This window comes from Streptomyces bottropensis ATCC 25435 (assembly GCF_000383595.1).
In the GTDB taxonomy this organism is placed as follows: Bacteria; Actinomycetota; Actinomycetes; order Streptomycetales; family Streptomycetaceae; genus Streptomyces; species Streptomyces bottropensis.
The window spans coordinates 7,590,204-7,616,874 of the sequence record NZ_KB911581.1; the positions used below are offsets into that span (position 1 = coordinate 7,590,204).

The following is a 26,671-nucleotide window of genomic DNA, read 5'->3' on the forward strand; positions in this document are numbered from 1 at the left end:
GGGGGCCGCACATGACGCAGGCAGGGGACTGGCAGCGGGATGTGCTGCGCGAGCTGGGCGGGCAGGAGCCGGCGCCCGGGGGCGAGAACACCGCCCCCGCCGCGCCGGTGACCCCCGCCCGGCGGGGCGAGCCGACGCTGAGGTTGGTGCGGTCGGTGCCGACCGAGCCGACCGAGCCGACCGGGACGGCGGAGTCGGTGGGCGGGCCTGAACCGACGCAGGCGGTGCGGCAGGCAGCCTTCGTGCAGCCGCAGCCGCCGGTGGAGCCGCAGCCGTCGGTGGAGCCGGGGCACGACGTACCACCGCCGGTACGGCCGGGGCAGGTTGCGCAGCCGCCGGGGCAGGCCGTGCCCGCCGTGCAGCAGGCATCCGTCGTACAGCCGCCGGTTCAAACCGGGCACGTCGCCTGGCCGCCCTCGCAGGAGACCCACCTCGGGCAGCAGCCGGGCCGGCCGGCGCCCGCCGCACAGGCGCACGTACAGCCGGGCCACGCCGTACAGCCGCCCCTACGGACGACACCCGTCGAGCAACCGCCCACGCAGCCGAACCCCGACCTACCACCGCCGCCACGGCCAGGGCACTACGCACAGCCGCCGGTACAGCCCACCGGCACACCCCCCGTGCCGCACTCCCCCGTCGTGAGCCCCCCTGCCGGAGCGCACGGTGGTGGGGAGGTGCCGGAGGTGCCCGGTGGGGACGGGGTGCCGGGGGCCGGGGCGTCGGGCGGCGCGCCGGCGGCTCGTGGTGCGCGGGTGCCGCAGACGCCCCTGCGCGCCCCCGACTCCGTGCCCACGATCGACCCCCGGCTCGCGCACGCGCTCGGGCGGCCGCAGCACGGGGACTCCGTGGTGCGGCGTACGGGGCGCTCGATCCGGAAGCTCGCCTCCTCCGCCGCGCAGGACGTGGCCGAGGAGACCCGGATCGCGCGGGAGTTGCAGCAGCCGGTGACGACGGGGCGGGTGATCGCCGTGACGTCGATCCGGGGCGGGGTGGGCAAGTCGACGACGGCCGCGCTGCTGGGGCGGACGTTCAACCACTACCGGCACGACCCCGTGCTCACGATGGAGGCGGACGCCGCCCTCGGCACGCTCCCGGTGCGGATGGGCGCCGACTCGGTGCGCTGGGCGGCGGCCGATCTGGCACGCATCCTGAACCCGGCGATGCAGCTCACCGATGTCACCGGGTACCTGGTGCCGGTGTCCGACGGCGGCTGGCTGCTGCCCGGCAGCCAGGGCCGGGTCGGGGCCCCGCTGGACATCCGGACGTACCGCACCGTGACCCTCGCGCTGCGACGCTACTTCGCGGTGACCGTGGTGGACTGCGAGACCCTGCCCGGCGAGGTGGCCCGTACGGCGATGGACACGGCCCACGCGCGCGTGGTCGTCGCGCCGATGACCGCCGAGGGCGTCAACGGCACCCGCCAGGTCCTGGACTGGCTCGGACAGCTGCCGCACTCGGCGCTCGGCTCGACCGTGGTAGCGCTGACCGCCAACTCCCCCGACGTGACGCTGGACCGCGACACGGCCGTCGCCCACCTCAAGGAGTCCGGCGTCCACGTCGTCCCCGTCCCCTACGACCGCCACCTCGCCCAGGGCGGCCCCATCCGCACCGCGCTGCTCGGCCGGGAGACCCGCGCGGCGGCGATCACGCTGGCGGCGGAGGCGATGACCCGGGCGGTGCGGATGCGATGAACGACCACCGGCAGGAAGAACAGCAGGAAGAACAGAAGGAACAGGCAGAAGGGGTCCGTCCGTGACCCAGCAGTTGATCCACCGGCCCGCGCGCAGCACCCGGCCGCTCGGGACCGCGGGGGCCCGCACGATCGAGCCGCCGCCGAACCTCCCGGAGGGCAGGGCGGGGACGGCGGCGACGGCGTTGCTGCCGATGGCGGGTGTCATGGGCTCGGTCGTGATGATGACCGTGATCCGCAACAGCCAGTTCGCGGCACTCGGCGCGATGGTGCTGGTGTTCGCGCTGCTCGGCGCGGTCGCCCTCTTCCTCTCGCAGCGCGGCAAGGCCCAGCGCACCCGGCGCGCGCAGCGCGAGCGGTACCTGGAGTATCTGGAGGAACTGCGCGAGGAGTTCGGGGACGAGGAGCGGGAACGGCGGGCGCTCGCGCGGGTGCTCGATCCGCCCCCGGAGGCGCTGTACGACCTGGTGCGCGACCCCGCCCGGCTGTGGGAGCGGCGGCGGCAGGACCCGGACTTCCTGCGGGTGCGGGTCGGCACCGGTGACGTCCCCGTGGCGGACCTGGTCATCGGGCAGAACCAGGGCGGGGTGATGACCCCGCCGGACCCCTTCATGCTGAACGAGGCCCGCGCGCTGCTGGCCCGCTACTCGGTGGCGGGCGACTGCCCGGTCACCGTGCCGTTGGACCGCGCGGGCAACGTCAGCGTGGTCGGCGACCGGGAGGGCGTCCTGCGGGTGGCCCGCGCGCTCCTCGTCCAGGTCGCCGTCGCGCACGCGCCGGACGACGTGGCGGTGGCGCTCGGCGTCCCGGGCGAGCGGCTGGCGGACTGGGAGTGGGTCAAGTGGCTGCCGCACGTGCTGGACGCGCAGGAGCACGACGGTCCGGTGGCGGCCCGCCGGATCGCGCCGAGCCTGCCGCAGCTGGCCCGGCACTTCCGGCACGAGCTGGGCCGGCGCGCGTCGTATGCGGCGGAGGTGCGCCGCGGGCTCGCCGACCGCAAGGCGCTGCGGCTGGCGTCCCGCATGCTCGTCGTGAGCGACGAGTACGGGGAGACGGCCACCGAACTGCCCCGCCCGGACACGGCGGTGGGGCTCGCGGACATGGGCGTCACCGTGCTGCATCTGCTGGCGGAGCAGGTGCACGAGCCCGACCACGTGTCGGTGCGGATCACCGTGCGGGGCGATGAGGTCGTGGTGGAGGACCTGCGCGATCCGGACCCCTCGGCGATCACGGCCCCCACCGCCGTCCCGCCCGCGCACGGCACCTGCGACCAGGTCACCGCCGCCGGCGCCGAGGGCCTCGCCCGGCTGCTCGCGCCGCTCCGGCTGTCCGCCGAGTCGGCCGCCGAGGGCACCCCGGTCACCGGCTCCGTCGACTTCCCGGGCCTCCTCGGCATCGACGACCCGGCCGTACTGAATCTCCACGAACTGTGGGCACCCCGAGGCGAGCGTGAGTTCCTGCGCGTGCCCATCGGCCTGACGGACCGTCACGAGCCTGTCCTGCTCGACCTCAAGGAGTCCTCGGAGCTGGGCATGGGCCCGCACGGGCTGTGCGTCGGCGCGACCGGGTCCGGCAAGAGCGAGCTGCTGCGCACCCTCGTGCTGGCGCTCGCCGCCACCCACTCCCCCGAGGACCTGGCGCTCGTCCTGGTCGACTACAAGGGCGGCGCGACCTTCGCCCCGTTCACCGGACTTCCGCACGTGGCGGGCGTGATCACCAACCTGGAGAACCAGGCCGGGCTGGTCGAGCGCGTCCACTCCAGCCTCGCGGGCGAGGTGAAGCGGCGGCAGCAGGTGCTCAAGGACGCGGGGAACGTGGCCGACATCGGGCACTACGCCGCCCTGCGCGCCACCCGCCGGCCCGACCTCGAACCGCTCCCGCACCTCTTCGTCGTGATCGACGAGTTCGGTGAACTCCTCACCGCCAAGCCGGACTTCATCGACCTGTTCCTCTCCATCGGCCGCATCGGACGGTCCATCGGCGTCCACCTGCTGCTCTCCAGCCAGCGCATCGAGGGCGGCAAGCTCAAGGGCCTGGACACCTACCTCTCGTACCGGCTGGGGCTGCGCACCTTCTCCGCCGACGAGTCGCGGACCGTGCTGGACACGACCGACGCGTTCCATCTGCCGCCGCTGCCGGGCTTCGGCTATCTGAAGGTGGACACCTCCACGTACGAGCGGTTCAAGGCGGGGTACGTCTCGGGCGCGTACCGGGGCCCGGCCTTGGTGGCGCAGGAGGACGACACGCCGCCGGCCTGGACGTATCCGACGTACAACACGCTCGACAGCGCGCGGACCGACACCGAGGCCGTCGAGGGGCCGAAGGCGACCAAGCGGGAGACCGGGCCGACGGTGATGTCGGTGATGGTGGACCAGCTGGCCTCCGCGGCCCGGCCGGTGCGGCGGATCTGGCTGCCGCCGCTGCCGGACGCGATCACGCTGGACGCGGCGGCCGGGCCCGTGCGGGTGGACGAGCGGGGGCTGCGGCTGCCGTCCGCCGAGGGGCCGTTGCGGGTGCCGCTCGGGGTGCTGGACGATCCGGCGAAGCAGTGGCAGGGGCACTGGGTGCTCGATCTGACGGTCGCGGGCGGGCACGCGGCGGTGATCGGCGGCCCGCAGTCCGGCAAGACGACCCTGCTGCGGACCCTCGCGCTCTCCCTCGCCACGACCCACACGCCCGCCGACGTGGCCGTCTACGGGCTCGACCTGGTCGGCGGCGGACTGTCCGCGCTCGCCGGGCTGCCGCACGTCGGCGGGATCGCGGGGCGGGCCGACCGCGAGCGGGCGGCGCGGACGGTCGCCGAGGTGCGGACGATGCTGAACGAACGGGAGGAGCTGTTCCGGGAGCACGGCATCGACTCCGTCGACCAGCTGCGGCACTTGCGGGCGCAGGGGAAGCTGCGCGAGCTGGGGTCCACCGACATCGTGCTGCTCGTCGACGGGTTCGGGGCGCTGCGCGACGAGTTCGCCGAGCTGGACGACACGGTCGTGGACCTGCTCAAGCGCGGCGGCGGGTACGGCATCCACGTCGTCGGCGGCATGCTCCGCTGGAACGACGTACGGATCGCGACGCAGTCGATGTTCGGGACGCGGGTGGAGCTGCGGCTGAACGACCCGAGCGATTCGAGCGTCGACCGCAAGCTCTCCGAGACGCTGTCGCCGGACACGCCGGGGCGAATCCTGACCGACGGCAAGCTGTTCGCACAGGCCGCCCTGCCGCGCCTCGACGGACGGCCGTCCACGGGCGACCTCGGTCCCGCGCTGGAGGACGCGGCCCGGACGATCCGCTCCACCTGGCACGGTGAACTGGCCGCGCCCGTAAGGGTGTTGCCGACCCGGCTGCCGTCCGGCCGGCTGCCGTCGGTTCTCGCCGAGCCGCACCGGGTGCCGATCGGCGTGGACCAGGACGCCCTCGCGCCCGCCCTGCTGGACCTCTTCGGCGCCGACCAGCATCTGCTGATACTGGGCGACAACGAGTGCGGCAAGACGAACCTGCTGAAGCTGGTCGCCGCGCGGCTCGTGGAGCGGTACTCGGACGAGGAGCTGGTCTTCGGCGTCTTCGACCCCCGGCGCGGGCTGCGGGGTGTGATCCCGGAGCCGTACCGGGGTGGCTACGCGCACAACGCCAAGCTCGCGGCGGGCCTGGCGACGGGGATCGCGAGCGAGCTGGAGAAGCGGATGCCGCAGAGCGCCGACCCGGACGCGCTGACCGACGAGCCCGCGTTCAAGGGGCCGCGCATCGTGATCCTGGTCGACGACTACGACATCCTCACCACCGCCGGGCAGCAGCCGCTGTCGCCGTTCCTGCCGTACGTCTCCTCGGCCCAGGACATCGGGCTGCACTTCGTGATCACGCGGCGGGTGGCGGGCTCCTCCCGGGCGATGTACGAGCCGCTGCTGCAGACCCTGCGCGAGACCGGTACGGCCGCGCTGCTCATGACCGGTGAGCGGAGCGAGGGCCAGCTCTTCCCCGGCCTGTACGCCTCGGCGCAGCCGCCGGGGCGGGGCACGCTGGTCCGCCGGGGGCGGGCCCATCAGCTGATCCAGACGGCACTCGACAGCGAGGAGGGCGACCGCCCGTGACCAGGGACGTCATCGCGCTCACCCCGAAGATGCCCGATGTGTGGGCCCTCATGACGAGTCTGTACGCCGGCGGCTCCGACCTGGACATGTCGGCGGCGGCCGACGGGGCGGTCGTCCAGCTGCACGGGCCGGGCGGGCGTCCGCTGGTGTCCGTGGAGTCGCCGGTGCTGGTGCAGGTACCCGGTGAGGCGGAGCGGCTGCTCGGGCAGAGTGTGCGGGCCCCGTTCTGGTGGACCGAGGCACGGGCGTCCACGGCGGTGCCGGAGGCGGAGCGGCTGGCGGGTGTGGTGTGCGGGCGGCTCAACGCGTTGCTGGGCGGCTCCACCTGGCCGTCCGGGGCGGCGAGCACCCAGGCCGTGGACGTGTCGGCCGTGCCGTCGGCCGGGTCGGGACAGCCCGCCGTGGACGTGGTGACCGAGCACGCGGCCGTCGTCCTCGTCGACCGGCCGGTGGTGGCCCTGACCAGCTGGCTCGCGGAGATCATGCGCACGGCCGTGGCGTCCCGGCGGTCCCTCCAGATCGTCACGCCGCCGGGCGTACGCCTGACCACCGCCGCCCGTACGACGCTCGCGCGCGTCCCCAACCGCTGGGTCGTCCAGGACCCCGAGTGCGGCTACTACGACGGGCTGTCGGGGGCGGTGCTGCGCTGGCGGGACGGGGCGTTCTCGCCCGCGTTCGCCGAGGACGGGACGGCGGCGGTGGCCGCCGCGTTCACGCGCCCGGCGCACGTGTCGGAGAAGGGCGCGGCGGAGAAGGGCGCGGCGGGCGGTCCGGGGGACGAGCCGCCCGGACGGCAGCTGATCGTCGCCCTGCGTACGGTGCACCGGCCCGACGAGCGGCTGCTGCTGGGCGGCGCCCTGGAGGCGGCCTGGCAGGAGCTGACGGGGGCGGCGCCGGCGGGCTGGGGCACCGCCGAACCGGTCAATCTGCCCTGGTCGCGGCGGCAGGTGACCGACCTGGCCCGGGAGCGGGCGCCCGAGCCCTCGCAGCTGATCGTGGTCGGCACCCCCGAGCGGCCGGCCATGGCGACGGTCCGGGTGACGCGGACGACGAAGGGCGTGGAGGAGGACGTCGTCCTGACGGTCGGGTACGCGGCCGGCGAGGAGCCGCCGCTGGACCGGATCGAGCCGCTGGCCGACACGCTGGTCCGGGAGCACGGGCTGCGGACCATGCTGACCTCGGTGCGCGTGGCGCGCGCCGACCTGACGACCGCGCCCCTTCTGGAGGGCCCGCCGCTGCCCGTGGCCTTCACGCTCGGCCCGGACGACGTGCACGCCATCGGGCTGGACCACGCGCGCCGGCCACCGGTCGAGGTCCGGGCGAAGCACCTCGGCCCGGCGTCCCGTCCGGCGCTGCACTACCCCCTCGGGGACGGCGCGGACGCGGAGGCGTGGGGGCGGCTCCAGCAGCTCACGGCGCACCTCAAGGGCGGTCATTCCCAGCCATCCATGCCTGCTCAACAAGGGTGACTCGCGTCACTAACTCAACGACCAATACGAGCAGTACGAGCTCTGACCGACAAAGGATTTACCGGCCTGACCTGGGTCCCTAACCTCCCGGCAACAGCTGCCAGAAGGCACGCGCCAGGAGGAGAACCATGGCCAGATCCAGCCACACCGCTACCGGGCACCTCGTCGTCACCGGCAGGGGAACGGCATACCGGCGTCCCCTCGCGGCGGCGTTCGCCGCGACCCTCGCGCTCGGCACCCTGGGCGCCTGCGGCGGTGGCGACGACACCGCGCCGAAGGTGGCGGAGAACAAGATCTCGGCGGGCAAGGTGCCGGACTACTACCCGGCCGACTACGCCGACCTGATCGCGGCCGCGGAGAAGGAGGGCGGCAAGCTCACCGTCTACTCGAACCTCGGCGACGAGAACATGGCCCCGATCGTCCGGGACTTCAAGAAGAAGTACGGCTTCGTCAAGACGGTCTCCGTCAACGAGCTGGACAGCGACGAGCTGTTCCAGAAGACCCTGTCCGAGAACGCGGCCGGCTCCTCCCCGGCGGACGTCCTGATCTCCAGCGCGGCGACCGCGTGGGCCGACTTCTCGGCCCGTAAGGGCACGGTCCTGGAGTACAAGTCACCGGAGCTGGAGGAGCTGGGCGCGAGCGCGGAGCTGCTGCCGAGCGTGTACTCGGTGTCGCAGGACCCGATGACGATCGCCTACAACACGTCGCTGATGGAGACCCCGCCGACCACCCTGACGGACTTCGCGAAGATCCTCACGTCGGACGAGGACACGTACAAGAACAAGGTGACGGTCCGCGACCCGGAGGGTTCGTTCGGCTTCACGGTCACGCGGGCGCTCACCGAGGGCAACCCGGAGTCCTGGAACGACCTGGAGAAGATTCTCCCGCTGACCCGCCCGGAGACCTCCTCCGGCACCCAGCTGGAGAAGATCGTCGCCGGTGAGTACATGGCCGGCTTCCTGATCAGCGCCTCCCCCGCGTACCCGGTCGTCGAGGACAGCGCGGGCCTGGTGAAGATCGTGTTCCCGAAGGACGGGACGGTCGTCCTGCCGCGCGGCCTCGGTATCGCCGCCGAGGCGCCGCACCCGGCGACCTCGAAGCTCTTCCTGGACTTCGCCCTCTCCGAGGAGGGCCAGCGCGCGGTCGCCGAGGGCGGACTGGCCTCGTACCGCGAGGGCGTGAAGGGCGAGGGCCTGCACACCTACCAGGAGGTCGTCGACGCGGTCGGCGAGGAGAACATCATCCACGTCAAGTACGAGCAGGTCGCGAAGGACGACGCCGCCGCCTGGCAGGAGCGCTTCGACGGACTCCGCAAGTAGGCAGCCTCCCGGGACGATCGGAGTCAGAACAGATGTCAACCCTCACCCAGCCGCCGCGCACCCCCGCCGGCGAGTCACCCACGGAGACGTTCAGCCCACCGCGCTACCGCCGCCCCCTCGGCATCGGACGGGACACGGCCGTCCAGTACGCGGTCCTGGCGTTCCTCGCCGTCCTGGTGCTGGCCCCGATCGTCCCGACGCTCTACCAGAGCATCCGCAACCGCCCGCTCTACGAGGCGGGCGGGGCCTTCACCCTCAGCGGCTACACCGACCTCTTCACCAAGGCCGGCTTCGGCGAAGTCGCCCTGAACACGCTGCTGTTCGCCTCCCTGACCACCGTGCTGAGCCTGGCCATCGCCATCCCGATGGCGATCGTGGTGGTCCGGACGAAGCTGCCGGGCGGCCGGCTGGTGGCCCTGGCGATGCAGTGGCCGTTCTTCATCTCCTCGCTGATCCTGGGCTTCGGCTGGATCATCATGTACGGCCCGGCCGGATTCGTCAGCGTCAAGGTGCAGCAGATCTTCGGCGGGGTGCCGTGGAACCTGTACTCCATCCCCGGCATGGCGCTCACGGAGGCCGTGGCACTCGCCCCGATCGCGTACGTGTTCTGCGCCAACGCCCTGCGGCAGTCCGACGCCTCGCTCGAATCGGCCGCCCAGGTCTGCGGGGCCGGTCCCTTCCGGATCCTGGCACAGGTGATCGTGCCGCTGCTGCGGCCCCCGATCGTCTACTCGGCGATCCTCGTCTTCTCCGTCTCCATCGAGACACTGAGCGTGCCGCTGCTGTACGGCCAGCCGGTCAGCATCGACGTCTTCTCGACCTTCCTTTACCACAACGGACTTCAGTCGGTGGACCCCGACTACACGATGCTGGGCGCCGCCTCCACGGTGATTCTCGTGGTCACGCTGAGCCTGGTGGCCGTACAGGCGAAGCTGCTGAAGGACGCGGCCCGGTTCGTGTCCGTACGCGGCAAGGTGACCCGGCCGCGCAAGCTCGACCTGGGCTGGCTGAAGTGGGTCAGCATCGCCTGCATCTGGTTCTACGTGATCGTCGGCGCCCTGATCCCGATCGCGGGCCTGGTGATGCGGTCCTTCACGCTCGTCTTCACGCCGCTCCAGTCGCCGTTCAGGACGGTCACGACGAAGAACTACGAGCTCGTCTTCGACTCCGACAACTACGTGCAGTCGCTGTGGAACAGCCTCATCGTGGCCGGTGTCGGCTCGGTGGTCGTCAGTGTCCTCGCCGTGTTCGCGGTGATGGTGGCCCGCCGGTCCACGTTCCGCTGGGGCCGGGCGGTGGAGTACCTGGCCCTGATCCCGCAGTCCCTCCCCGGCATCATCATCGGTATCGGCTTCTTCTGGGCCTTCGCGCTCGCCCCGTTCGGGATGGGCTCGGTCCTCCAGGGCACGATCTACGCCGTCATCATCGCCTTCGGCATGCGGGCCCTGCCCAGCGCGTTCGGCTCGGTCGCCCCGGCGATCATGCAGATCGGCGGTGAGCTGGACAACGCGGCCCGGGTCTCCGGCGCCGACTGGCTGATGACCTTCTTCCGCGTCCTGCGGGCGCTGATCACGCCGGCGTTCGCCGGAGCCCTGGTGCTCACCTTCGTGATCATGCTCAAGGAGTACTCCCCGGCCGTCTTCCTCAGCTCGGCCGACAACAACATCCTCGGCACCACCATGCTCAGTCTCTGGACGCAGGGCAGGGCCGGATCCGTCGCCGCGCTGGCCACCCTCCAGATCGGCATCACCGCGGTCTTCGTCGCACTCGCGGGACTGCTCATGAAGGGAAAGCACCATGCCTGAGGTGACCGTCAAGAACCTCGCCAAGACCTTCGGCGACAACTCCGTCCTGCGGGACGTCACCTTCACCATCAAGGACGGGGAGTTCTTCACGCTGCTGGGCGCGAGCGGCTGCGGCAAGTCGACGACGCTGAACTGCATCGCGGGCCTGGAGCAGCCGACGGAGGGCTCGATCGCGGTGGGCGGGAGACCGTTCGTGGACGCCGGGGCGGGTATCTTCCTGCCGCCCGAGGAGCGCAACCTCGGGATGGTCTTCCAGTCGTACGCGCTGTGGCCGCACATGACCATCGCGAAGAACCTCGCGCTACCGCTCAACATCCGCAAGGTCCCGAAGGACAAGCAGAAGACCCTGATCCACGAGGCCCTGGACAAGGTCGGTCTCGCCGCCCTGAGCGGCCGCTACCCGCACCAGCTGTCCGGCGGCCAGCAGCAACGCGTGGCTCTGGCACGGGCGTTGGTCTACTCCCCGACCGTCCTGCTGCTCGACGAGCCGCTCTCCAACCTGGACGCCAAGCTGCGCGAACAGGCTCGGGCCTGGCTCAAGCGGCTCCAGGAGGAGCTGGGCATCACGACCGTCTACGTCACCCACGACCAGGACGAGGCGCTGGCGCTCAGCGACCGGATCGCCGTCATGGAGGGCGGCAACATGATCCAGATCGGCACGCCGCACGAGATCTACGAGCGGCCCGCCGCGCCCGCCGTCGCCGCGTTCGTCGGCCGCTGCAACTTCCTCACCGGCAAGGTGGTGAGCCTGGACGGCACCCGGCACACCGTCCTCCTCGACGCCAGCGGGGACGTCGTACGGGTCGACAGCGACGAGCGCGTCCCGACCGGCGACTCCGTGACGGTGGCGGTCCGCCCCGAACGGCTGGAGGTCGTGGCCTCGGCGGAGACACCGGCCGGCGTGAACCGGCTCGACACCCAGGTCATCACCAGCTCCTACGTCGGCTCCCGCTACGAGTACGACGTCCGCCTCGGCGACCAGGTGGTGCAGGTGCTGAGCGGCAACGGCGGGCTCGCGGGCGAGGTGGCGCTGGTCTTCGACCCGGGGCACGCGCTGCTGTACGCCGACAAGGTGGAACTGCCGCAGGACCAGCGGGACCTGCTGACGGTGACGTCGTAGCCTCGGCGGCCCCCTTCTGACCATCCTCCCCTCCCCCAGTCCCCTGGAGGGCCTTGAACCGGCCCTCCAGGGGACGTCCTACGTGGAGTGACGGGGATGACCGAGGCCCGCGTCCCGCGCGAGGGCCGCCGCCTCGGTGCGCGACCGGGCGTGCAGTTTCACCAGAACGTCGCTGACCCGGTTGCGGATGGTCTTCTCGGACAGGGACAGGCGGCGGGCGATGGACGCGTTGTCCAGACCGCGGGAAATCAGGTCGAGGGTCTCGCGTTCGCGGTCGGTGAGGTGGGGAAAGGGCAGGGGGGATCTGGCCGCGGGCGGCGTGGCGAAGTGGGACAGGACGCGCTGGGCGATCCGAGGGCCGAAGACCGCTTCGCCGCGGGCGACCCCGAGCAGGGCGCGGTGGACGTCGGCGCCGTCCGATTCCTTGAGCAGGTAGCCACGGGCGCCGACGCGCAGGGCGGCGAACACCGAGTCGTCGTCCTCGTCCATGGTCAGGATGAGCACGGCGATCTCCGGATGTGCCGTGGTGATCCGGGCCGTGGCTTCCAAGCCGTTGACGTTCGGCATGCGCAGGTCCATGAGCACGATCGCCGGCCGCAGCCGGTCGGCGGCGGCGATGGCCTCGGCGCCGTCGGACGCCTCTCCGACGACCATCACATCGGGGAGATCGGCGAGGACGGTGGCCATTCCGGCCCGGAAGACGGGATGGTCGTCGACGACCAGGACAGCGACGGGGACGGGGACGCTCATCGCTGGTCACCTACCGGGAGACCGGCTCGCACGAGGGTGCCCTCGCCGGGTGCGGTCGTCACCTCCAGCCGGCCTCCGACCTCGGCCGCGCGCTCCCTCATGCTGCGCAGTCCGACACCGGCCCTGTGCCTGGGCGGAATACCGCGTCCGTTGTCGCGGACGGTCAGGATCAAGACGGTGTCCTCCATACGGGCGGTCAGTTCGAGGCGGCCGGCGGCGCTGTGCCTGACGGCGTTGGTGACCGCCTCGGCGGCGATGGCGTAGGCGGCGACCTCGACGGCGGCCGGCAGGCTGTGGCAGGCGCTGTCGATGCTGCTGTGGCATGCCGGTGTCTCGTATCCGGCCAACAGTTCCCGCAGGGCGCCGGGAAGCCCAAGCTGGTCGAGGACCGCGGGCCGGAGCCCCTGGACCACGGTGCGCAGATCGGTGACGGTGGAACGGAGCCTGTCCCGAAGTGTTCTGAGGCATCCCGCGAGATGGGGGTCGTCGATGCGCCGGGCGAGGGCGTCGAGCTGGTGGGCGGTGCCGGCCAGGGAGGGGCCGATTCCGTCGTGGAGGTCGGCGCGCAGCCGCCGTCGCTCCTCCTCACGCACGGACAGGATGCGTGACCGGCTGCGGGCGATGTCCTCGACGAGACCGGCGGCGTAGGCGAGTGTCCCGGCGCGGTCCGCGACCTCTTGGACCGCGGCCTGCTCCTTCGCCGTCCAGGGGTCGTTGACGCTTCGTCGTCCTACGCGGAGTACACCGAGTTCGCGGCCCAGGGCCCGGCAGGGGAAGGCCCGCCAGCCCGCGCCCGCCGCCGGCCTGCCGGAGGCCGCCGCCACGGCGGGGCTTTCGAAGGCCGCGTAGGGCAGCCGTAGCGCGGACCGCAGGGCGTCGACGAGATGCTGCATGGCTTCCGACGGCTCGCCGGCCGGAGCGACACGGCGACCGACGTGGGCGACGACGGCGTACGGATCGTGGCGATGCCCGAACAGGGTTCGGTCCACGGCTGCCTGGACGGCTCCGCGCCCGTTGGCCGCGAGCAGTGCGGTGAAAGCGATCAGGCAGGTCCCCGTCAGTGACCCGGGTGCGATCAGTCCGGCGCCGGCGACGACCGCGGCGTACACCCCCAGCACGAGCGCGCTGAGGACGGCGAAGACGATGGCGCGCCCGAGGACCAGCTCCACATCGAACAGTCCGTGCCGCAGCATGGCGACCGCGACGCTCGCGGGCGGTCCGAGCAGCCCCACCAGCATGACGAGATCGCCGACCAGAGCCGGCTGCTCAGCGTCGTCCAGCAGGAAGGAGAAGAAGGAGAACGTCATCAGCAGGCCGCCCAGCATCAGCCACTGCAGTTGAGCCCGCTCGACACCGGTCGCCGCGCGGGTGCGCAGGACGAGGAGGACGGCGGCCACCAGGGAGCCGCCGAGCATGGTGGTCGCGGCACAGACGAACATCACCGTGTGCAGCCACTCCCAGCCCGCGATCCCGAGAGGATTCGGGACGCCGGGGACGGGGTCGGTGCCGCTGGGCCGCACCATCGTGGCCAGCGTTCCTGTCCCGGCGACCGTGACGACAACCCAGGCGCAGGCCCGGCGCGGCGCCGTCCCCAGGCGACCGTGCGGAAAGAGCAGGGGCACCAAGGGCGTGGCGAACCAGTAGCCGACGAAGCCCCAGCATCCGACCCAGGCCCCTGCTTCCCACCCGGGAAGCGGCTCCGCCGCGACGAGATGGCTGTAACCGGCGTAGTAGGCCAGGAGATGGTAGGGCCCGATCATCGCGGGCAGCAGCATCAGCCAGCAGACGGGATTGCGCGGGCGGCCCCTGGCGACGACAGCGCCCACCAGCGGCCAGACCGAGCCGAGCACGAGGTCGGACCAGTACAAGGGCGTGACGGCGATGCGCTCGGCCAGCCAGTCGTGCACGGGCACCGCCGCCACACAGCCCGCTGTGCCCAGGCCCGCGATGACGTACGCGGTGCGACGCAGTGCCCGATCCCCCCGACTCACATCCACATGTTCCCGTAATCCGGGCCCTTACCGGGCGCGATCCGGCAAAACCGTCCCGGCCGTCCGGGACCGGTGTCCCTGGGCGGCGGGACACGTACGCCGCGACAGTCGGGGCGGTAAAGGACCGGAACGCACGAGGAGTTGACGCGGATGACCACCATCGATCCGGATGCCCGCCCAGGGCGCATGGCGCGACAGGACGGCGAAGGAAGGGCGAAGTGGCCCCTGTACGGGGGCGCGGCGGGCGTGTGCGGAGGAGTCGCCACGCTCCTGGCGGATGTCCGGGCCGGCACGGTCGAACGGACACCCGTCGAGGCGTCGATCCTCGACGACGTGGTGCGCTCCACGGCGCATCTCGGTCTCGTCGCCGGGTTTCTGACGGTCGCTCTGCTGCTCGTGCTGGCCGCGGCATGGCGGCGTCAGGTCGAGCCGCGGGTACCTTCCAGCACCGCCGCCTACGTGGTCAGCGGCGCCCTGACGGCCTCGGCCGCGGGACTGACCTACGGCTACGGATGGAAGGGCGCCCTGGCGATCTATCTGCCAGGCGGAATGGATGAGCGGTCCTTCGGTGAGGACGGGTTGTTCGTCTACTTCATGCTCAACGACTTCGGCGGGTACATCGGCTGGCTCGGCGTCGTGGTCGCGGCGGGGGCGGTGGCCTGGATGGCGTTGCGTGAGCGCACGATCTCACGGTGGATCGGCTGGTTCAGCGTCCTGCCCGTACTGGCGGTCGTCCTGTTCGCGGGCATCACCGGCCTTCCCGGCTTCCAGGGCGTCGTCGGACCGGTATGGATGCTGGTCACCTTCCTCGGACTGGCGTGGGGGCGCAGCACGATCGTCCGCTGACCCGGCCCGGCGGGCGGCTCACCGGCCGGTGAGCCGCCCGCCGCGGGCGCTACGCGCCATCGGAACCCCCAGCACTCTCCCCCCTCGCACATCAGGAGCTTCCGCATGCTGTCCATCACTAATGCCGTCCGCCGCGGCGCCGCGTGTTCGGCGATTCTCATAGCCGCGCTGCTGACCACGAGCGCCTGTGGGCCGGGCCCGTCGCCGAACGACACCGGTGGCACGACCTACGACCACACGGAGGTACTGACCGAGGAACCCACGGAGGAACCGACCGAGGAGGTCACGGAGGAAGCCACAAAGGAGCCGACGGAAGAACCCACCGAGGAGGTCACCGAAGAAGCCACCGACGAGCCGACTGAAAGCAGCGCGCTCGTCGAGGCGTCGGTCCCCGGCAGCGTCGTCGGTGTCTGGTGCGGCGGCAGCAACGCCGAAGGACACTGGACGTACGAGTTCGCCAGCACCGGGGAGTTCAGGGCGAGCAGGGGCGACGCGGGTTTCTCGGGTGTCGTCGTCAGCGACGCCCGGTCCATGACCTTCCACATGCCGGGTGAGTCGCCCTTCGTATCCTCCTGGGAAGTGGTCCAGGACCCCGTGCTGGGACCTCTCCTCTTCCTCGACGGCTACAGCTATCTGCCCGGCAGTTGCGCCTCTTAGGTCAGCCCTGGGTCCCCCGCGCCGACAGGCGCTTGGCCAGGGAGAGCCACTGCGGCAGGTCGATCTCGGCCAGGACCGTCTTGCCGGGCGGGTCGCGGTCCACGACCTCCCAGCGGTCGGCCAGGGCGTCCACGAGGGACAGGCCGCGCCCCGAGTCGGCGAGGGGGTGGGCCGGGGGTACGGCGCCGGGGCCGGGCGGCAGGCGTTCGGCGCGGGTGTCGGTGACCTCGATGCGGAGGGAGCCGGTGGGCAGGGAGAGGCGCAGTTCGAAGTCCCGGCCCGGGACGCGGCCGTGGGTCACCGCGTTGGCCGTCAGCTCGGCCACGACCGCCGCCGCCCGGTCGGAGGCGTCCGAGCCGTACCGGATGCCCCACGCGTGCAGCTCGTTCAGTGCCAGGTGTCTCGCCAGGCGGGCGCCCAGCGGTGTCGAGCTGAAGCGCTGCGTGAACGTCGGTGCCGTCAGCGTGTGTCGCGCGGCGGGCGGTGCGGTCATGACGCCAATGTGGCCTGCGGGAAGCCCGGTTCGCCAGCTTCGCGCCGCGTACGCCGGGGCAGCGTACGCGGTTACTCACTGGACGGTACTGGTGACGTGACGTGACCATGGGTGTTGAACGGTGTGGTTCGGCGGGCGGGTGCGCGGGAGGTGGCCCATGGTGGCCGACAGTGGCGGCATGGCGGCGACGGGGATGGGCGGCGGGGAACCGGAGGCGTCCGACAGTCTGCGGACGTTCGGGGCGATGGTCCAGGCGTTGCGGGAGCACGCGGGGCTGAGCCGGGAGGAGCTGGCCGACGGCATCGGCTACTCCAAGCACATGGTGGCGTCGGTGGAGCTGGGGAGGCGGATGCCGGATGCGGCGTTCGTGGAGGGGGTGGACCGGGCACTGGGGAACACCGGGGCGCTGGTCCGCGCGGCTCAGCATCTGGGGAGGCAGCCGGGGTTGGCGGCTTGGTTCAGGAAATGGGCGGGGTTGGAGGCGGCGGCGATCACTCTCTATACGTACGAGTGCCGCATGATTCCGGGCTTGTTGCAGACGGAGGCTTACGCAAGGGCACTGTTCAACGACCGGCTGCCCCTGCTGGACGACGCCCAGATCGAGGAGCACTGGGCGGCTCGGGCGGAGCGACAACGTCTGCTTCGGGAACGGCCCAACACAGCGTTCAGCTTTATTCTGGAGGAGCAGCTGTTCCTACGGCATACAGGCGGCGTCGGAGTCACGCGTGAACTCGTCGACCACCTGCTGGAGATCGTCAAGTTGCGCAACGTCGAAATCCAGGTCATGCCCCTGGTGCAAGAGTCACACGCCGGGCTGGCGGGACCCATCCAGCTACTCGAAACCCCCGAAAACCGCTGGTTCGCCTACTGTGAGGGACAGCGCGGTGGCCTACTCGTTTCCGACGCGAAAGAGATCAGCGTCCTCCAGAGCCGATATGCCAGGATGCGTTCACAGGCTCTCACCATCCCGGACTCTGTGAGCCTGTTGCAGCGGATGCGAGGGGACCTATGAGCGCCAACGACCTGGCTTGGTTCAAGTCGAGCTACAGCAGCAGCGGCGACGGCGACTGCGTCGAAGTAGCCGTAGCCGCGCCCCTCCCCCACACCATCCACATCCGCGACTCCAAGAACCCCACCGGCCCCCTCCTCACCCTCTCCCCCGCCGCCTGGGCCGAGTTCGTCCCGTACGCCGCTCAGGAGTGACCCCAGCATGATCGGAACGGTGTTCCGGAGCGACGACGTGCCCAAGGAGCACCGGTTCGACTACTGGGGCGAGTTGATGCACCAGGCGATCGCGCCCAGCCACATGAGCTGCGAGTTCGCCGACGACTTCTGGGCCCGGCAACGGCTGATGGAGCTGGGACCGGTGATGGTGTGGCCGACGGCGCATCTGGTGACCGGGTTTCGGCGTACCGAGAAACTGGTGCGGCAGTCCGACCCGGAGATGTACCACCTGTCGCTGGTGCTCGGCGGCGGGCTGGGGTTCGAGCATGTGGGGCGGACCGAGGCGTACGGTCCGAGCGACCTGTGGCTGAGTGACACGTCGAGGCCGTACGAAGTGCACGTGTCGGCCGGCCTGGGCCGTCAGGTGATCTGGGGTGTGGGCCTGGACTTCCCCAAGGCGCTGCTGCCTCTGCCGCCTGCCCGTGTCCAGCCGTTGCTGGGGCGGCGGCTGGCGGCGAGGGAGGGGGTGGGCGCGCTGCTGACCGGGTTCCTCACCGGTCTGGAGCAGCAGTCCGAGACTCTCCAGCCGGCCGACGCGCCCCGCCTGGGCACCGTCCTGGTCGACCTGCTGGCCGCCTGGTTCGCCCAGGTGCTGGAGGCGGAGGAGGCGCTGCCGCCGGAGACGCGCCAACGGGCCCTGACGGCCCGGATACGGGCGTTCATCCGGCAGAACCTGCACGATCCGGAGCTGACGCCGCCGGTGATAGCCGCAGCGCACCACATCTCGCTGAGCTATCTGCACCGGCTGTTCCAGCAGGACGCCCCCGGCGAGACGGTCGCGGCCTGGATCCGCGCCCAGCGCCTCGAAGGCGCCCGCCGCGACCTGGCGGACCCCAACCTCAGCTCCACGCCCGTCCACACCATCGCCGCCCGCTGGGGGATGGTCCGCGCCTCCGACTTCACGCGGGCGTTCCGGGGGGCGTACGGGGTGTCGCCGACCGAGTTCCGTGTGCGGGCGGGGGCCGTGGGGGAGGCGAGGTAGACGCGTCGGCAACGCATTCGTGGACTCCAGAACAACGACAGCACCTGGCACGACGCGCATCCTGATCAAGCGGGTTTCCGCGCAACTCCCTGACCAGGAAAGCGAGTCACTGCTCAATCATGTCCAGGACGCGCAAGATGACGATCGGCGCCGCGGGGTTCGCCCTCGCTGCCACGTCCGTACTGTTCTCGTCGTCGACGGCCAGTGCCATCAACGAGAACATGAAGATCACGAACGGCAACTCCGGAAAGTGTCTGGCGGTTCCCGGCAGCAGCGAGGTCAGCGGCAGGGCCGTGGTCCAGTGGGAGTGCACCGCCAACCACGACCAGATCTGGTACGCCCTGAGGGTGTCGGGCGGGAACGGGGACCGCGTTCGCCTCAGCAACTACAACAGTAAGCAGTGTCTCTCCATCGCGGCCGAGACGCAGGGGGCCGCCGCCATCCAGCGGCCGTGCAGCGGCAGCGAACAGCAGACCTGGGTCTGGGACTCCGCCGATCGGCTGCGCAACGTCAGCAGCGGCTACTGCCTCGCCGTCCCCCACGCCAGCACGGCGAACAACACGGAGCTGATCGTGTGGCGCTGCACGCTCGACAGCGAGCAGCGGTGGATCGGGCACGGGGTCGTCGTGATCGACCCGTCGGCCTGACGCGGGTACTCCACGAGGCAAGCCCGTGATCACCTCTCACTTCTCCCGTACCGAGTGGTGGATCGCCGCCGCGGTGGCCGGGGTCGCCCTGGCCACGGCGTCGGCGTCGCTGATGCCCGCGAGGAAGGACTGGTGGAAGGCCGTCCTGCCCGTCCTGGCGGCGGCCGTCTACGTGGGGCTGGACGCTCCGTCCGAGGAGGCCGACGGGGATCCCGTATCCCTGACGCTGTTCACCGCCGTCGCGCTCGGCCTGGCGCTCATGCGCGTCGTCTTCGCCGGTCACATCAGGCGGCAGCAGGAGCGGGCGCGTTCGGGCCAACCGTGGGAGAGACTGACCACCTGGCAGACTGCGGTCTTCTTCCTCACCTTCACCGCGACCGTGGCGCTCATGGCCCGCTTTCTGTAGGGAGATACGAAACTTGGGGACTCTGTGGATCACCGCCGCCGTGGCCGCCGTCGCCCTGGCGGTGGTGTTCGCGTCCCTGTTCCCCAGTACGCGCAGGGGCAAGTGGGAGGCGGTCCTGCTCGTCCTGGCCGTGGCGGCCTACGCGGCCCTGCGGGGGCTGCCCGAGGACGAGGACGGGGAGCCCCGCATGGCCCTGCTGGTGTTCATCGCCGTCGCGATCAACTTCACCCTCATGCACTTCGCCTTCGCCGGCTGGTCCAAGCGCCAGGACGAGCTGGTCCGTCTGGGCCGCCCCGTGGAGAAGCTGAAGGCCAGGCACTACGCGGTCTTCCTCCTCGGCTTCGCGGTGAGCATGGCCGTCGTGATCCCCCTGCGGTGAGCCGCCGAGCCGTCCCGTGTCCGCGACAGAACGTTCTCAAGCAGGTCGAGGTCCGCCAGGTCTGACCCGGGCGGCGGGCCCCTCCCCCCGCCCGCACGACGCCGTCCGGTTCCCGGGACACCACCGCGCCCTAAGAACCGGACGGCACCCGTGTCAAGCCGCGTGCTCCACGAAACGCCGGGCCGTCTGCGCGAGCAGCTCACGGCCGTCGCCGGCCCACAGGTCGTCGTTGAACAGCTCCACCTCGATCGGGCCGGTGTAGCCGGCCGCCTCGACGGAGGACTTCCACTCGCGCATGTCGATCGAGCCGTCGCCGATCTGGCCCCGGCCGGTCAGGACGCCGTGAGGCAACGGCGTGATCCAGTCGGCGAGCTGGAAGGTGTGGATGCGGCCGGAGGCGCCCGCGCGGGCGATCGCCGCCGGGGCCGTGTCGTCCCACCAGATGTGGTAGGTGTCCACGGTCACGCCCACCTGGTCCGCCGGGAAGCGTTCCGCGATGTCCAGGGCCTGGGAGAGCGTCGACACCACACAGCGGTCCGAGGCGAACATGGGGTGCAGGGGCTCGATGGCCAACCTCACCCCGTGCTCCGCCGCGTACGGGCCCAGTTCGGCCAGCGCGTCCGCGATGCGCTCCCGCGCGCCGTGCAGGTCCTTCGAGCCCGCCGGGAGGCCGCCCGAGACCAGGACGAGAGTGTCCGTGCCCAGGGTCGCCGCCTCGTCGATCGCCCGGCGGTTGTCGGCCAGGGCCGCCGCCCGCTCCGTCGGGTCGATCGCCGTGAAGAAGCCGCCCCGGCACAGGGTCGTGACCGCGAGGCCCGCGTCGCGGACCAGCTTGGCCGTGGCGTCCAAGCCGTGCTCCGCCACCGGCTCCCGCCACAGACCCACGCCCGTGATGCCCAACTCCACGCAACCGGCGACCAGTTCAGGCATCGACAGCTGCTTGACCGTCATCTGGTTGATGCTGAAGCGCTCAAGTCCGCTTCCGGTGCTCACTGGTCCACTCCGTACAGGGAGAGCAGGTTCTTCATCCGGGCCTCCGCGAGCGCCGGGTCCGGGAACAGGCCCAGGCCGTCGGCCAGTTCGTAGGCGCGGGCGAAGTGCGGCAGGGAACGGGCCGACTGCAGGCCGCCGACCATCGTGAAGTGCGACTGGTGACCGGCCAGCCACGCCAGGAACACCACGCCCGTCTTGTAGAAGCGGGTGGGAGTCTGGAAGAGGTGCCTCGACAACTCGACGGTCGGGTCCAGGAGGTCCCGGAAGCCCTTCACGTCGCCCGTGTCCAGGACGCGGACCGCCTGCGCCGCCAGCGGGCCCAGCGGGTCGAAGATGCCGAGCAGCGCGTGGCTGAAGCCCTTCTCGTCGCCCGCGATCAGCTCGGGGTAGTTGAAGTCGTCGCCCGTGTAGCAGCGGACGCCCTGCGGGAGCCTGCGGCGGATGTCGATCTCGCGCTGGGCGTCCAGCAGGGAGACCTTGATGCCGTCGACCTTGTCGGGGTGGGCGGCGATGACGGCGAGGAAGGTCTCCGTGGCCGCGTCGAGGTCCGACGAGCCCCAGTAGCCGTCCAGCGCCGGGTCGAACATGGGGCCGAGCCAGTGCAGGACGACCGGCTCGCCGGCCTGGCGGAGCAGGTGGCCGTAGATCTCCAGGTAGTCCTCGGGGCCCGAGGCCGCCGCCGCCAGCGCGCGCGAGGCCATCAGGATCGCCTGGGCGCCCGACTCCTCGACGAGCGCCAGCTGCTCCTCGTACGCCTTGCGGATCTCCGGCAGGGAGGCCGCCGCCGGGTCGGTGAGCTGGTCGGTGCCCACACCGCAGGCGATCCGGCCGCCGACGGCCTTGGCCTCGGCGGCGCTGCGGCGGATCAGCTCCGCCGCGCCCGCCCAGTCGAGGCCCATGCCGCGCTGCGCGGTGTCCATCGCCTCGGCGACGCCCAGGCCGTGCGACCACAGGTGGCGGCGGAAGGCGAGGGTGGCGTCCCAGTCGACGGCGGCGGGCGAGTCCGGGGACACGTCCGCGTACGGGTCGGCGACGACGTGCGCGGCCGAGAAGACCGTACGGGAGGTGAGGGGGGTGCCGGGGGACACCACCAGGGGTTCGGTACGGGGGGTGTAGGCCTTGAACGCGCGGTTCCCGTCCGGGAGTCGGATCGTCACAGCTGGATCTCCGGCACGTCGAGACGGACGCCCTCGGCCGAGGACTTCAGACCCAGTTCGGCGAGCTGGACGCCACGGGCGCCGGCCAGCAGGTCCCAGTGGTAGGGCGCGTCGGCGTAGACGTGCCGGAAGAACAGCTCCCACTGCGCCTTGAAGCCGTTGTCGAACTCGGCGTTGTCCGGCACCTCCTGCCACTGGTCGCGGAAGGAGTAGGTGGCGGGGATGTCGGGGTTCCACACCGGCTTGGGGGTGGCGGAGCGGTGCTGGACGCGGCAGTTGCGCAGGCCGGCGACCGCCGAGCCCTCGGTGCCGTCGACCTGGAACTCCACCAGCTCGTCGCGGTTGACGCGGACGGCCCAGGAGGAGTTGATCTGGGCGATCGCGCCGCCGTCCAGCTCGAAGATGCCGTAGGCGGCGTCGTCGGCGGTGGCGTCGTAGGGCTTGTCCTGCTCGTCCCAGCGCTGCGGGATGTGCGTGGCGGTGAGGGCCTGGACGGACTTCACCCGGCCGAACAGCTCGTGCAGCACGTACTCCCAGTGCGGGAACATGTCGACGACGATGCCGCCGCCGTCCTCCGCGCGGTAGTTCCAGGAGGGGCGCTGGGCCTCCTGCCAGTCGCCCTCGAAGACCCAGTAGCCGAACTCGCCCCGGATGGAGAGGATGCGGCCGAAGAAGCCGCCGTCGATGAGGCGCTTGAGCTTCAGCAGGCCCGGCAGGAACAGCTTGTCCTGGACGACACCGTGCTTGATGCCGGCGGCGTTCGCGAGGCGGGCCAGCTCCAGGGCGCCGTCGAGGCCGGTGGCGGTCGGCTTCTCGGTGTAGATGTGCTTGCCGGCGGCGATGGCCTTCTTGATCGCCTCCTCGCGGGCCGAGGTGACCTGGGCGTCGAAGTAGATCTCGACGGTCGGGTCGGCGAGGACCTCGTCGACGTCCGTGGAGACGTTCTCCGGGTCCAGGCCGTGCTGCTCGGCGAGTGCCTTCAGGGCGTGCTCGCGGCGGCCGACGAGGATGGGCTCCGGCCACAGGACGGTGCCGTCACCGAGGTCCAGGCCGCCCTGCTCGCGGAGGGCGAGGATGGAGCGGACGAGGTGCTGGCGATAGCCCATGCGTCCGGTCACGCCGTTCATGGCGATCCGTACGGTTCTGCGTGTCACGGCCGGTCCTTTCGTTGGTGTGCGTTCGTGTCTGCGTACGCGTCCGGCGCCGCGTACGCCCGACGAAAGGGTGAGCGTCACAGCAAGCGCTTTCTATTCAACTAGAAGCTAGCCTCTGGGCAGTGGTCTGTACAAGACCGCGAGGGGGTCGAGTTGTTCGAGGGGGCGAACGGCGATCGCGGCCGTAAGGTTCCCCGACAGCCCGAACATCACGCGCACCGGAGGACGAGCAACGATGACTGTGACCCTGGCGGACGTGGCGGCCCGTGCGCAGGTGTCGCCCGCGACCGTCTCCCGGGTGCTGAACGGCAATTACCCGGTGGCCGCGACCACGCGCGAGCGGGTGCTGAAGGCCGTGGACGAGCTGGACTACGTCCTCAACGGCCCCGCCAGCGCGCTCGCCGCAGCCACCTCCGACCTGGTCGGCATCCTGGTGAACGACATCGCCGACCCCTTCTTCGGGATCATGGCCGCGGCCATCCAGTCCGAGATCGGCGGACCCGGCGGGCGTGCGGGTGGGGAGCGGCTCGGTGTGGTGTGCAATACGGGCGGCTCCCCGGAGCGCGAGCTGACGTATCTCACGCTGTTGCAGCGCCAGCGCGCCGCCGCCGTCGTACTGACCGGTGGGGCCATCGAGGATCCCGCGCACCTGTCCGCCGTCGGCCACAAGCTGCGGAAGCTGTCGGAGGCCGGGACGCGGGTGGTGCTGTGCGGGCGGCCGCCGACGCCGGAGGCCATCGCGATCACCTTCGACAACCGGGGCGGCGGGCAGCGGCTCACCGAGCACCTGATCGGGCTGGGGCACCGGCGGCTCGGCTACATCGCCGGGCCGCAGGAGCGGACGACCACCCGGCACCGCCTGGAGGGCCATCGCGCGGCGCTGGCCGCCGCGGGCATCGAGGACGACCCCCGGTGGACGGTGTACGGGCGCTACGACCGCCTCTCCGGCTACGAGGCGACGCTGGAGCTGCTGCGGCGCGACCCGTCGCTGACGGCCGTGGTCGCGGCCAACGACACGGTCGCGCTGGGGGCGTGCGCCGCCCTGCGCGACTCCGGTCTGCGGATCCCGGACGACGTCTCTGTGGCCGGCTTCGACGACCTCCCCTTCAGCATCGACGCGGTGCCCGCGCTGACGACGGTGCGGTTGCCGTTGACGGAGGCGGGGGCGCGGGCCGGCCGCATCGCCATGGGCCGCGAGGAGCCGCCGCCCGGGGGGATCGCCACGGTGCGGGGGGAGTTGATGGTGCGGGGGTCCAGTGGGGGGCCTCGGAAGGGCTGAGGGGCGGGCCGGGCGGGGGCGGCCGGGTCCTGAGCGGGGCGGGACGTGACCGGGGCGGGTCCGGGTTGGCCGGCCGGGGCGGGACCGAGATGGCTGGCCGGGGCGAGCCGGGTTGGCCGGTCGGGGCGGGACCTGACCGGGGCGGGACGTGACCGGGGCGGGGGTCGGCCGGGCGGGTCCGGGGTCCGCTGTAGGCGGGACGGTGGCGCGCCGGATCAGTGCGGGGTTCTGCGACGGCCCCGGAAGACGGCCGCTCCCAGGGCGAGCGTGCCGAAGGTGATGCCGCCGTAGACGGTCGGGTTCACCCGGTCGGGGACCAGTTCGGTGCCGATGCCCTGCTCCGTGACGCACCGCGCGCCGACCGGCGGGGCCGTGCGCGTGACCGCGTGGTCACCGGGAGCGCCTGCGGCCGCGCACATCTGCTCGGGGCCGAGGATGTAGAAGCCCGACATCACGCCGACCCCGTACGCGCCGAGGGCGATCGCAGCGGCCGGCACCGCGAGCAGGGCGCACGAACCGGCGTCCGGCAGGCGCCGTCCGCCGCCTTTCTCCCGGCCGTGCGCGCGCACCGCGAGTGCCGAGGTCGTGGCCGCGACGACCAACGGTGCCAGATCCCGCGGCGACGGGACGGGTCCGACGCGTGGGCCGAGGTCCGACCCCCGGGCCGCCCCTCACGCACCGTGACGCTTCGGCGCGCGACAGTCACCGGTCCGTCCTACGTTGGGCGGGAGAGGCATTCGCCTCACCCCCACCACCGAGGAGGAGGAACCATGGCCGCCAAGGACAAGGGCAGCATGGACAAGATCAAGGGCAAGGCCAAGGAGATGTCCGGGAAGGTCACCGGCAACCGCGAGCAGCAGGCCGAGGGCAAGATGCAGCAGGTGCGCGGTGAGGCCAAGAAGATGAAGGGCAAGGTGCAGGATCGTGCGCAGGAGACGCGGCGCCCGGCGCAGCGCGACGGCGTCTGAGGTCGCGTAGCGTGACGGCCCCCGCGGCCGCGCGGCGCGCGTAGGCGTACGGCCGGCGGCCGGTGGCCCCGAAACGGCGTGCGGTCCCCACGGACCCGCCGACTCCGGGCCCCGGCGGCGGCCGAGCACGGGGGCTCCCCTGACGGGAGCCCCCGTCGCCATGGACGCCGCCTCCCGCCCTCGGCGCCCGGCACCGCCGTGAGCAGGGACGTACAGGTGAGAACTCGTACATCACGGGTACCCGGCGCCCATGGAGACGCGGGTGGCAGGACCGGCGCTGCCGGAGAGCAGGGGGCCGATCTCGGCTGCGGTCGTGGGGTTCCTGCGTGGCGAGGGGACCCCTCCCGACACTCGGACGATCGCCGGGGCCGACCCCTTCGGCGAGGATCTCCAGCTCGCCCTGTACCTCTGTTACGAGCTGCACTACCGGGGCTTCGCCGGCGTCGACGCCGACCTCGAATGGGACCCGGAACTGCTGCGCTGCCGGGCGGCCCTGGAGTGGCCGTTCCTGGAGTCGCTGCGCGATCGGGCGTCCCGGCACGTGAGCGCCGAGGAGGCGCTGGAGGACCTGCTCGTGGAACCGGCGGCCGACGACGGCGGCGGGGTCGGTGACTTCCTCCAGGACAAGGGCGAGCTGTGGCAGGTGCGTGAGTACGCGGCGCAGCGCTCGCTGTACCACCTGAAGGAGGCCGACCCGCACGCCTGGGTGCTGCCCCGGCTGTGGGGGCGGGCGAAGGCGGGGATGGCCGCGGTGGAGTTCGACGAGTTCGGCGGGGGGCGGGCCGAACGGGTGCACGCGCGACTGTTCGCCGACCTCATGACCGACCTCGACCTCGACCCGGCGTACGGCCGCTATGTGGACGCGGCCGGTGCCGAGGCGCTCGCGCTGGTGAACCTGATGTCCCTCTTCGGACTGCACCGCGCGCTGCGCGGCGCCCTGGTCGGGCACTTCGCGACGGTCGAGATCACCTCCTCCCCCGGCTCCCGGCGGCTCGCCCGTGCCATGCGGCGCACCGGGGCCGGCCCCGCCGCCGAGCACTTCTACGACGAACACGTGGAGGCCGACGCCGTACACGAGCAGATCGTCCGGCGGGACGTCGTCGCCGGGCTGCTGGAGGAGGAGCCGCAGCTGGACGCCGACGTGGCCTTCGGCGTCGATGCCACCAACCATCTGGAGGACGCCCTCGCCGACCGTCTCCTCGGAGCGTGGCGGGAGGGCCGGTCGTCCCTGCGCACACCGGTCTGACGGCACCGATCCCC

Annotated in this window: 24 protein-coding genes; 17 read left to right on the plus strand and 7 right to left on the minus strand. The window is 71.8% G+C overall.

Annotation, left to right across the window (positions count from 1 at the left end):
* The first annotated feature begins 11 nt into the window (after positions 1-11).
* The 6 genes from STRBO_RS45750 to STRBO_RS0133650 all read left to right on the plus strand — a co-directional run bounded on the left by STRBO_RS45750 (position 12) and on the right by STRBO_RS0133650 (position 11,485).
* A complete protein-coding gene (locus STRBO_RS45750; protein WP_005486401.1) occupies positions 12-1,691 on the plus strand; it encodes a CpaE/TadZ family protein in 1,680 nt (559 codons plus the stop codon).
* Positions 1,692-1,752: 61 nt separating this feature from the next.
* The gene (locus STRBO_RS0133630) at positions 1,753-5,772 is read left to right on the plus strand and encodes a type VII secretion protein EccC (RefSeq protein WP_005486402.1); all 4,020 of its coding nucleotides are present in this window, start codon (positions 1,753-1,755) and stop codon (positions 5,770-5,772) included.
* Positions 5,769-7,241 carry a DUF6177 family protein gene (locus STRBO_RS0133635; protein ID WP_005486403.1) on the plus strand — a complete coding sequence of 491 codons (1,473 nt, stop codon included), beginning with the start codon at positions 5,769-5,771 and terminating at the stop codon, positions 7,239-7,241. The genes STRBO_RS0133630 and STRBO_RS0133635 overlap by 4 nt, the downstream gene beginning before the upstream one ends.
* 128 nt (positions 7,242-7,369) lie before the next feature.
* Entirely contained in the window at positions 7,370-8,560 is a 1,191-nt protein-coding gene (locus STRBO_RS0133640; protein WP_005486409.1) for an ABC transporter substrate-binding protein, read from the plus strand.
* Between the two features lie 32 nt (positions 8,561-8,592).
* Positions 8,593-10,365 carry an ABC transporter permease gene (locus STRBO_RS0133645; RefSeq protein ID WP_005486410.1) on the plus strand — a complete coding sequence of 591 codons (1,773 nt, stop codon included), beginning with the start codon at positions 8,593-8,595 and terminating at the stop codon, positions 10,363-10,365.
* A complete protein-coding gene (locus tag STRBO_RS0133650) occupies positions 10,358-11,485 on the plus strand; it encodes an ABC transporter ATP-binding protein (RefSeq protein ID WP_005486412.1) in 1,128 nt (375 codons plus the stop codon). Before STRBO_RS0133645 ends, STRBO_RS0133650 begins: the two co-directional genes overlap by 8 nt.
* A gap of 78 nt (positions 11,486-11,563) precedes the next feature.
* On the opposite strand, the gene STRBO_RS0133655 is transcribed toward STRBO_RS0133650, so the two are convergent.
* A complete protein-coding gene (locus tag STRBO_RS0133655) occupies positions 11,564-12,235 on the minus strand; it encodes a response regulator (protein ID WP_005486414.1) in 672 nt (223 codons plus the stop codon).
* Positions 12,232-14,226: a sensor histidine kinase gene (locus tag STRBO_RS0133660; protein ID WP_020115496.1), complete on the minus strand. Its 1,995-nt coding sequence runs from the start codon at positions 14,224-14,226 to the stop codon at positions 12,232-12,234. Before STRBO_RS0133660 ends, STRBO_RS0133655 begins: the two co-directional genes overlap by 4 nt.
* 150 nt (positions 14,227-14,376) lie before the next feature.
* Here STRBO_RS0133660 and STRBO_RS0133665 point away from each other — a divergent pair, with 150 nt between their 5' ends.
* Entirely contained in the window at positions 14,377-15,072 is a 696-nt protein-coding gene (locus STRBO_RS0133665) for a hypothetical protein (protein ID WP_005486417.1), read from the plus strand.
* Positions 15,073-15,177: 105 nt separating this feature from the next.
* Positions 15,178-15,729, plus strand: coding sequence for a hypothetical protein (locus STRBO_RS0133670; RefSeq protein ID WP_005486420.1), 552 nt, complete (start codon positions 15,178-15,180; stop codon positions 15,727-15,729).
* Position 15,730: 1 nt separating this feature from the next.
* Here the strand turns inward: STRBO_RS0133670 and STRBO_RS0133675 are convergent, their stop codons facing one another.
* On the minus strand, positions 15,731-16,222 hold the full coding sequence (locus STRBO_RS0133675) for an ATP-binding protein (protein WP_005486421.1): 492 nt from the start codon (positions 16,220-16,222) through the stop codon (positions 15,731-15,733).
* Positions 16,223-16,379: 157 nt separating this feature from the next.
* Between STRBO_RS0133675 and STRBO_RS0133680 the strand changes: the two genes are divergently transcribed.
* The 6 genes from STRBO_RS0133680 to STRBO_RS0133710 all read left to right on the plus strand — a co-directional run bounded on the left by STRBO_RS0133680 (position 16,380) and on the right by STRBO_RS0133710 (position 19,860).
* Positions 16,380-17,234, plus strand: a complete 855-nt coding sequence (locus STRBO_RS0133680) for a helix-turn-helix domain-containing protein (RefSeq protein ID WP_005486422.1) — start codon at positions 16,380-16,382, stop codon at positions 17,232-17,234.
* The gene (locus tag STRBO_RS0133685) at positions 17,231-17,425 is read left to right on the plus strand and encodes a DUF397 domain-containing protein (RefSeq protein ID WP_005486423.1); all 195 of its coding nucleotides are present in this window, start codon (positions 17,231-17,233) and stop codon (positions 17,423-17,425) included. Before STRBO_RS0133680 ends, STRBO_RS0133685 begins: the two co-directional genes overlap by 4 nt.
* A 7-nt stretch (positions 17,426-17,432) precedes the next feature.
* Complete coding sequence (locus STRBO_RS0133690) at positions 17,433-18,428, plus strand: AraC family transcriptional regulator (protein ID WP_005486424.1); 996 nt, start codon at positions 17,433-17,435, stop codon at positions 18,426-18,428.
* A gap of 137 nt (positions 18,429-18,565) precedes the next feature.
* Positions 18,566-19,075 (plus strand): RICIN domain-containing protein, encoded by a 510-nt coding sequence (locus STRBO_RS0133700; protein ID WP_209442960.1) that lies wholly within the window; start codon positions 18,566-18,568, stop codon positions 19,073-19,075.
* A 25-nt stretch (positions 19,076-19,100) separates the two neighbouring features.
* Positions 19,101-19,481 (plus strand): hypothetical protein, encoded by a 381-nt coding sequence (locus STRBO_RS0133705; protein ID WP_005486427.1) that lies wholly within the window; start codon positions 19,101-19,103, stop codon positions 19,479-19,481.
* A gap of 13 nt (positions 19,482-19,494) precedes the next feature.
* Complete coding sequence (locus STRBO_RS0133710) at positions 19,495-19,860, plus strand: hypothetical protein (RefSeq protein ID WP_005486428.1); 366 nt, start codon at positions 19,495-19,497, stop codon at positions 19,858-19,860.
* A gap of 153 nt (positions 19,861-20,013) precedes the next feature.
* Here the strand turns inward: STRBO_RS0133710 and STRBO_RS0133715 are convergent, their stop codons facing one another.
* The 3 genes from STRBO_RS0133715 to STRBO_RS0133725 are packed head-to-tail and all read right to left on the minus strand — an operon-like array spanning position 20,014 to position 23,164.
* Entirely contained in the window at positions 20,014-20,811 is a 798-nt protein-coding gene (locus tag STRBO_RS0133715) for a sugar phosphate isomerase/epimerase family protein (protein ID WP_202500521.1), read from the minus strand.
* A 38-nt stretch (positions 20,812-20,849) separates the two neighbouring features.
* Positions 20,850-22,010, minus strand: a complete 1,161-nt coding sequence (locus STRBO_RS0133720; protein ID WP_005486431.1) for a dihydrodipicolinate synthase family protein — start codon at positions 22,008-22,010, stop codon at positions 20,850-20,852.
* The gene (locus STRBO_RS0133725; protein WP_005486432.1) at positions 22,007-23,164 is read right to left on the minus strand and encodes a Gfo/Idh/MocA family protein; all 1,158 of its coding nucleotides are present in this window, start codon (positions 23,162-23,164) and stop codon (positions 22,007-22,009) included. Before STRBO_RS0133725 ends, STRBO_RS0133720 begins: the two co-directional genes overlap by 4 nt.
* Before the next feature lie 235 nt (positions 23,165-23,399).
* Between STRBO_RS0133725 and STRBO_RS0133730 the strand changes: the two genes are divergently transcribed.
* Positions 23,400-24,443: a LacI family DNA-binding transcriptional regulator gene (locus STRBO_RS0133730; protein WP_020115500.1), complete on the plus strand. Its 1,044-nt coding sequence runs from the start codon at positions 23,400-23,402 to the stop codon at positions 24,441-24,443.
* A gap of 215 nt (positions 24,444-24,658) precedes the next feature.
* Here the strand turns inward: STRBO_RS0133730 and STRBO_RS0133735 are convergent, their stop codons facing one another.
* Positions 24,659-25,045: a hypothetical protein gene (locus tag STRBO_RS0133735; protein ID WP_005486434.1), complete on the minus strand. Its 387-nt coding sequence runs from the start codon at positions 25,043-25,045 to the stop codon at positions 24,659-24,661.
* A gap of 168 nt (positions 25,046-25,213) precedes the next feature.
* Between STRBO_RS0133735 and STRBO_RS0133740 the strand changes: the two genes are divergently transcribed.
* Together STRBO_RS0133740 and STRBO_RS0133745 are read left to right on the plus strand one after the other, a co-directional pair.
* Entirely contained in the window at positions 25,214-25,411 is a 198-nt protein-coding gene (locus STRBO_RS0133740) for a CsbD family protein (protein ID WP_005486435.1), read from the plus strand.
* Positions 25,412-25,661: 250 nt separating this feature from the next.
* Positions 25,662-26,657: an iron-containing redox enzyme family protein gene (locus tag STRBO_RS0133745; protein WP_005486437.1), complete on the plus strand. Its 996-nt coding sequence runs from the start codon at positions 25,662-25,664 to the stop codon at positions 26,655-26,657.
* Positions 26,658-26,671: the final 14 nt, after the last annotated feature.

Excerpts from the sequence above, each read along its gene's own strand:
- STRBO_RS45750 (WP_005486401.1), top strand. The coding sequence starts at position 12 with ATGACGCAGGCAGGGGACTGGCAGCGGGATGTGCTGCGCGAGCTGGGC.
- STRBO_RS0133640 (WP_005486409.1), top strand. The coding sequence starts at position 7,370 with ATGGCCAGATCCAGCCACACCGCTACCGGGCACCTCGTCGTCACCGGC.
- STRBO_RS0133645 (WP_005486410.1), top strand. The coding sequence starts at position 8,593 with ATGTCAACCCTCACCCAGCCGCCGCGCACCCCCGCCGGCGAGTCACCC.
- STRBO_RS0133650 (WP_005486412.1), top strand. The coding sequence starts at position 10,358 with ATGCCTGAGGTGACCGTCAAGAACCTCGCCAAGACCTTCGGCGACAAC.
- STRBO_RS0133655 (WP_005486414.1), bottom strand. The coding sequence starts at position 12,235 with ATGAGCGTCCCCGTCCCCGTCGCTGTCCTGGTCGTCGACGACCATCCC.
- STRBO_RS0133665 (WP_005486417.1), top strand. The coding sequence starts at position 14,377 with ATGACCACCATCGATCCGGATGCCCGCCCAGGGCGCATGGCGCGACAG.
- STRBO_RS0133670 (WP_005486420.1), top strand. The coding sequence starts at position 15,178 with ATGCTGTCCATCACTAATGCCGTCCGCCGCGGCGCCGCGTGTTCGGCG.
- STRBO_RS0133675 (WP_005486421.1), bottom strand. The coding sequence starts at position 16,222 with ATGACCGCACCGCCCGCCGCGCGACACACGCTGACGGCACCGACGTTC.
- STRBO_RS0133680 (WP_005486422.1), top strand. The coding sequence starts at position 16,380 with ATGGTGGCCGACAGTGGCGGCATGGCGGCGACGGGGATGGGCGGCGGG.
- STRBO_RS0133685 (WP_005486423.1), top strand. The coding sequence starts at position 17,231 with ATGAGCGCCAACGACCTGGCTTGGTTCAAGTCGAGCTACAGCAGCAGC.
- STRBO_RS0133690 (WP_005486424.1), top strand. The coding sequence starts at position 17,433 with ATGATCGGAACGGTGTTCCGGAGCGACGACGTGCCCAAGGAGCACCGG.
- STRBO_RS0133700 (WP_209442960.1), top strand. The coding sequence starts at position 18,566 with ATGACGATCGGCGCCGCGGGGTTCGCCCTCGCTGCCACGTCCGTACTG.
- STRBO_RS0133715 (WP_202500521.1), bottom strand. The coding sequence starts at position 20,811 with ATGACGGTCAAGCAGCTGTCGATGCCTGAACTGGTCGCCGGTTGCGTG.
- STRBO_RS0133730 (WP_020115500.1), top strand. The coding sequence starts at position 23,400 with ATGACTGTGACCCTGGCGGACGTGGCGGCCCGTGCGCAGGTGTCGCCC.
- STRBO_RS0133740 (WP_005486435.1), top strand. The coding sequence starts at position 25,214 with ATGGCCGCCAAGGACAAGGGCAGCATGGACAAGATCAAGGGCAAGGCC.
- STRBO_RS0133745 (WP_005486437.1), top strand. The coding sequence starts at position 25,662 with ATGGAGACGCGGGTGGCAGGACCGGCGCTGCCGGAGAGCAGGGGGCCG.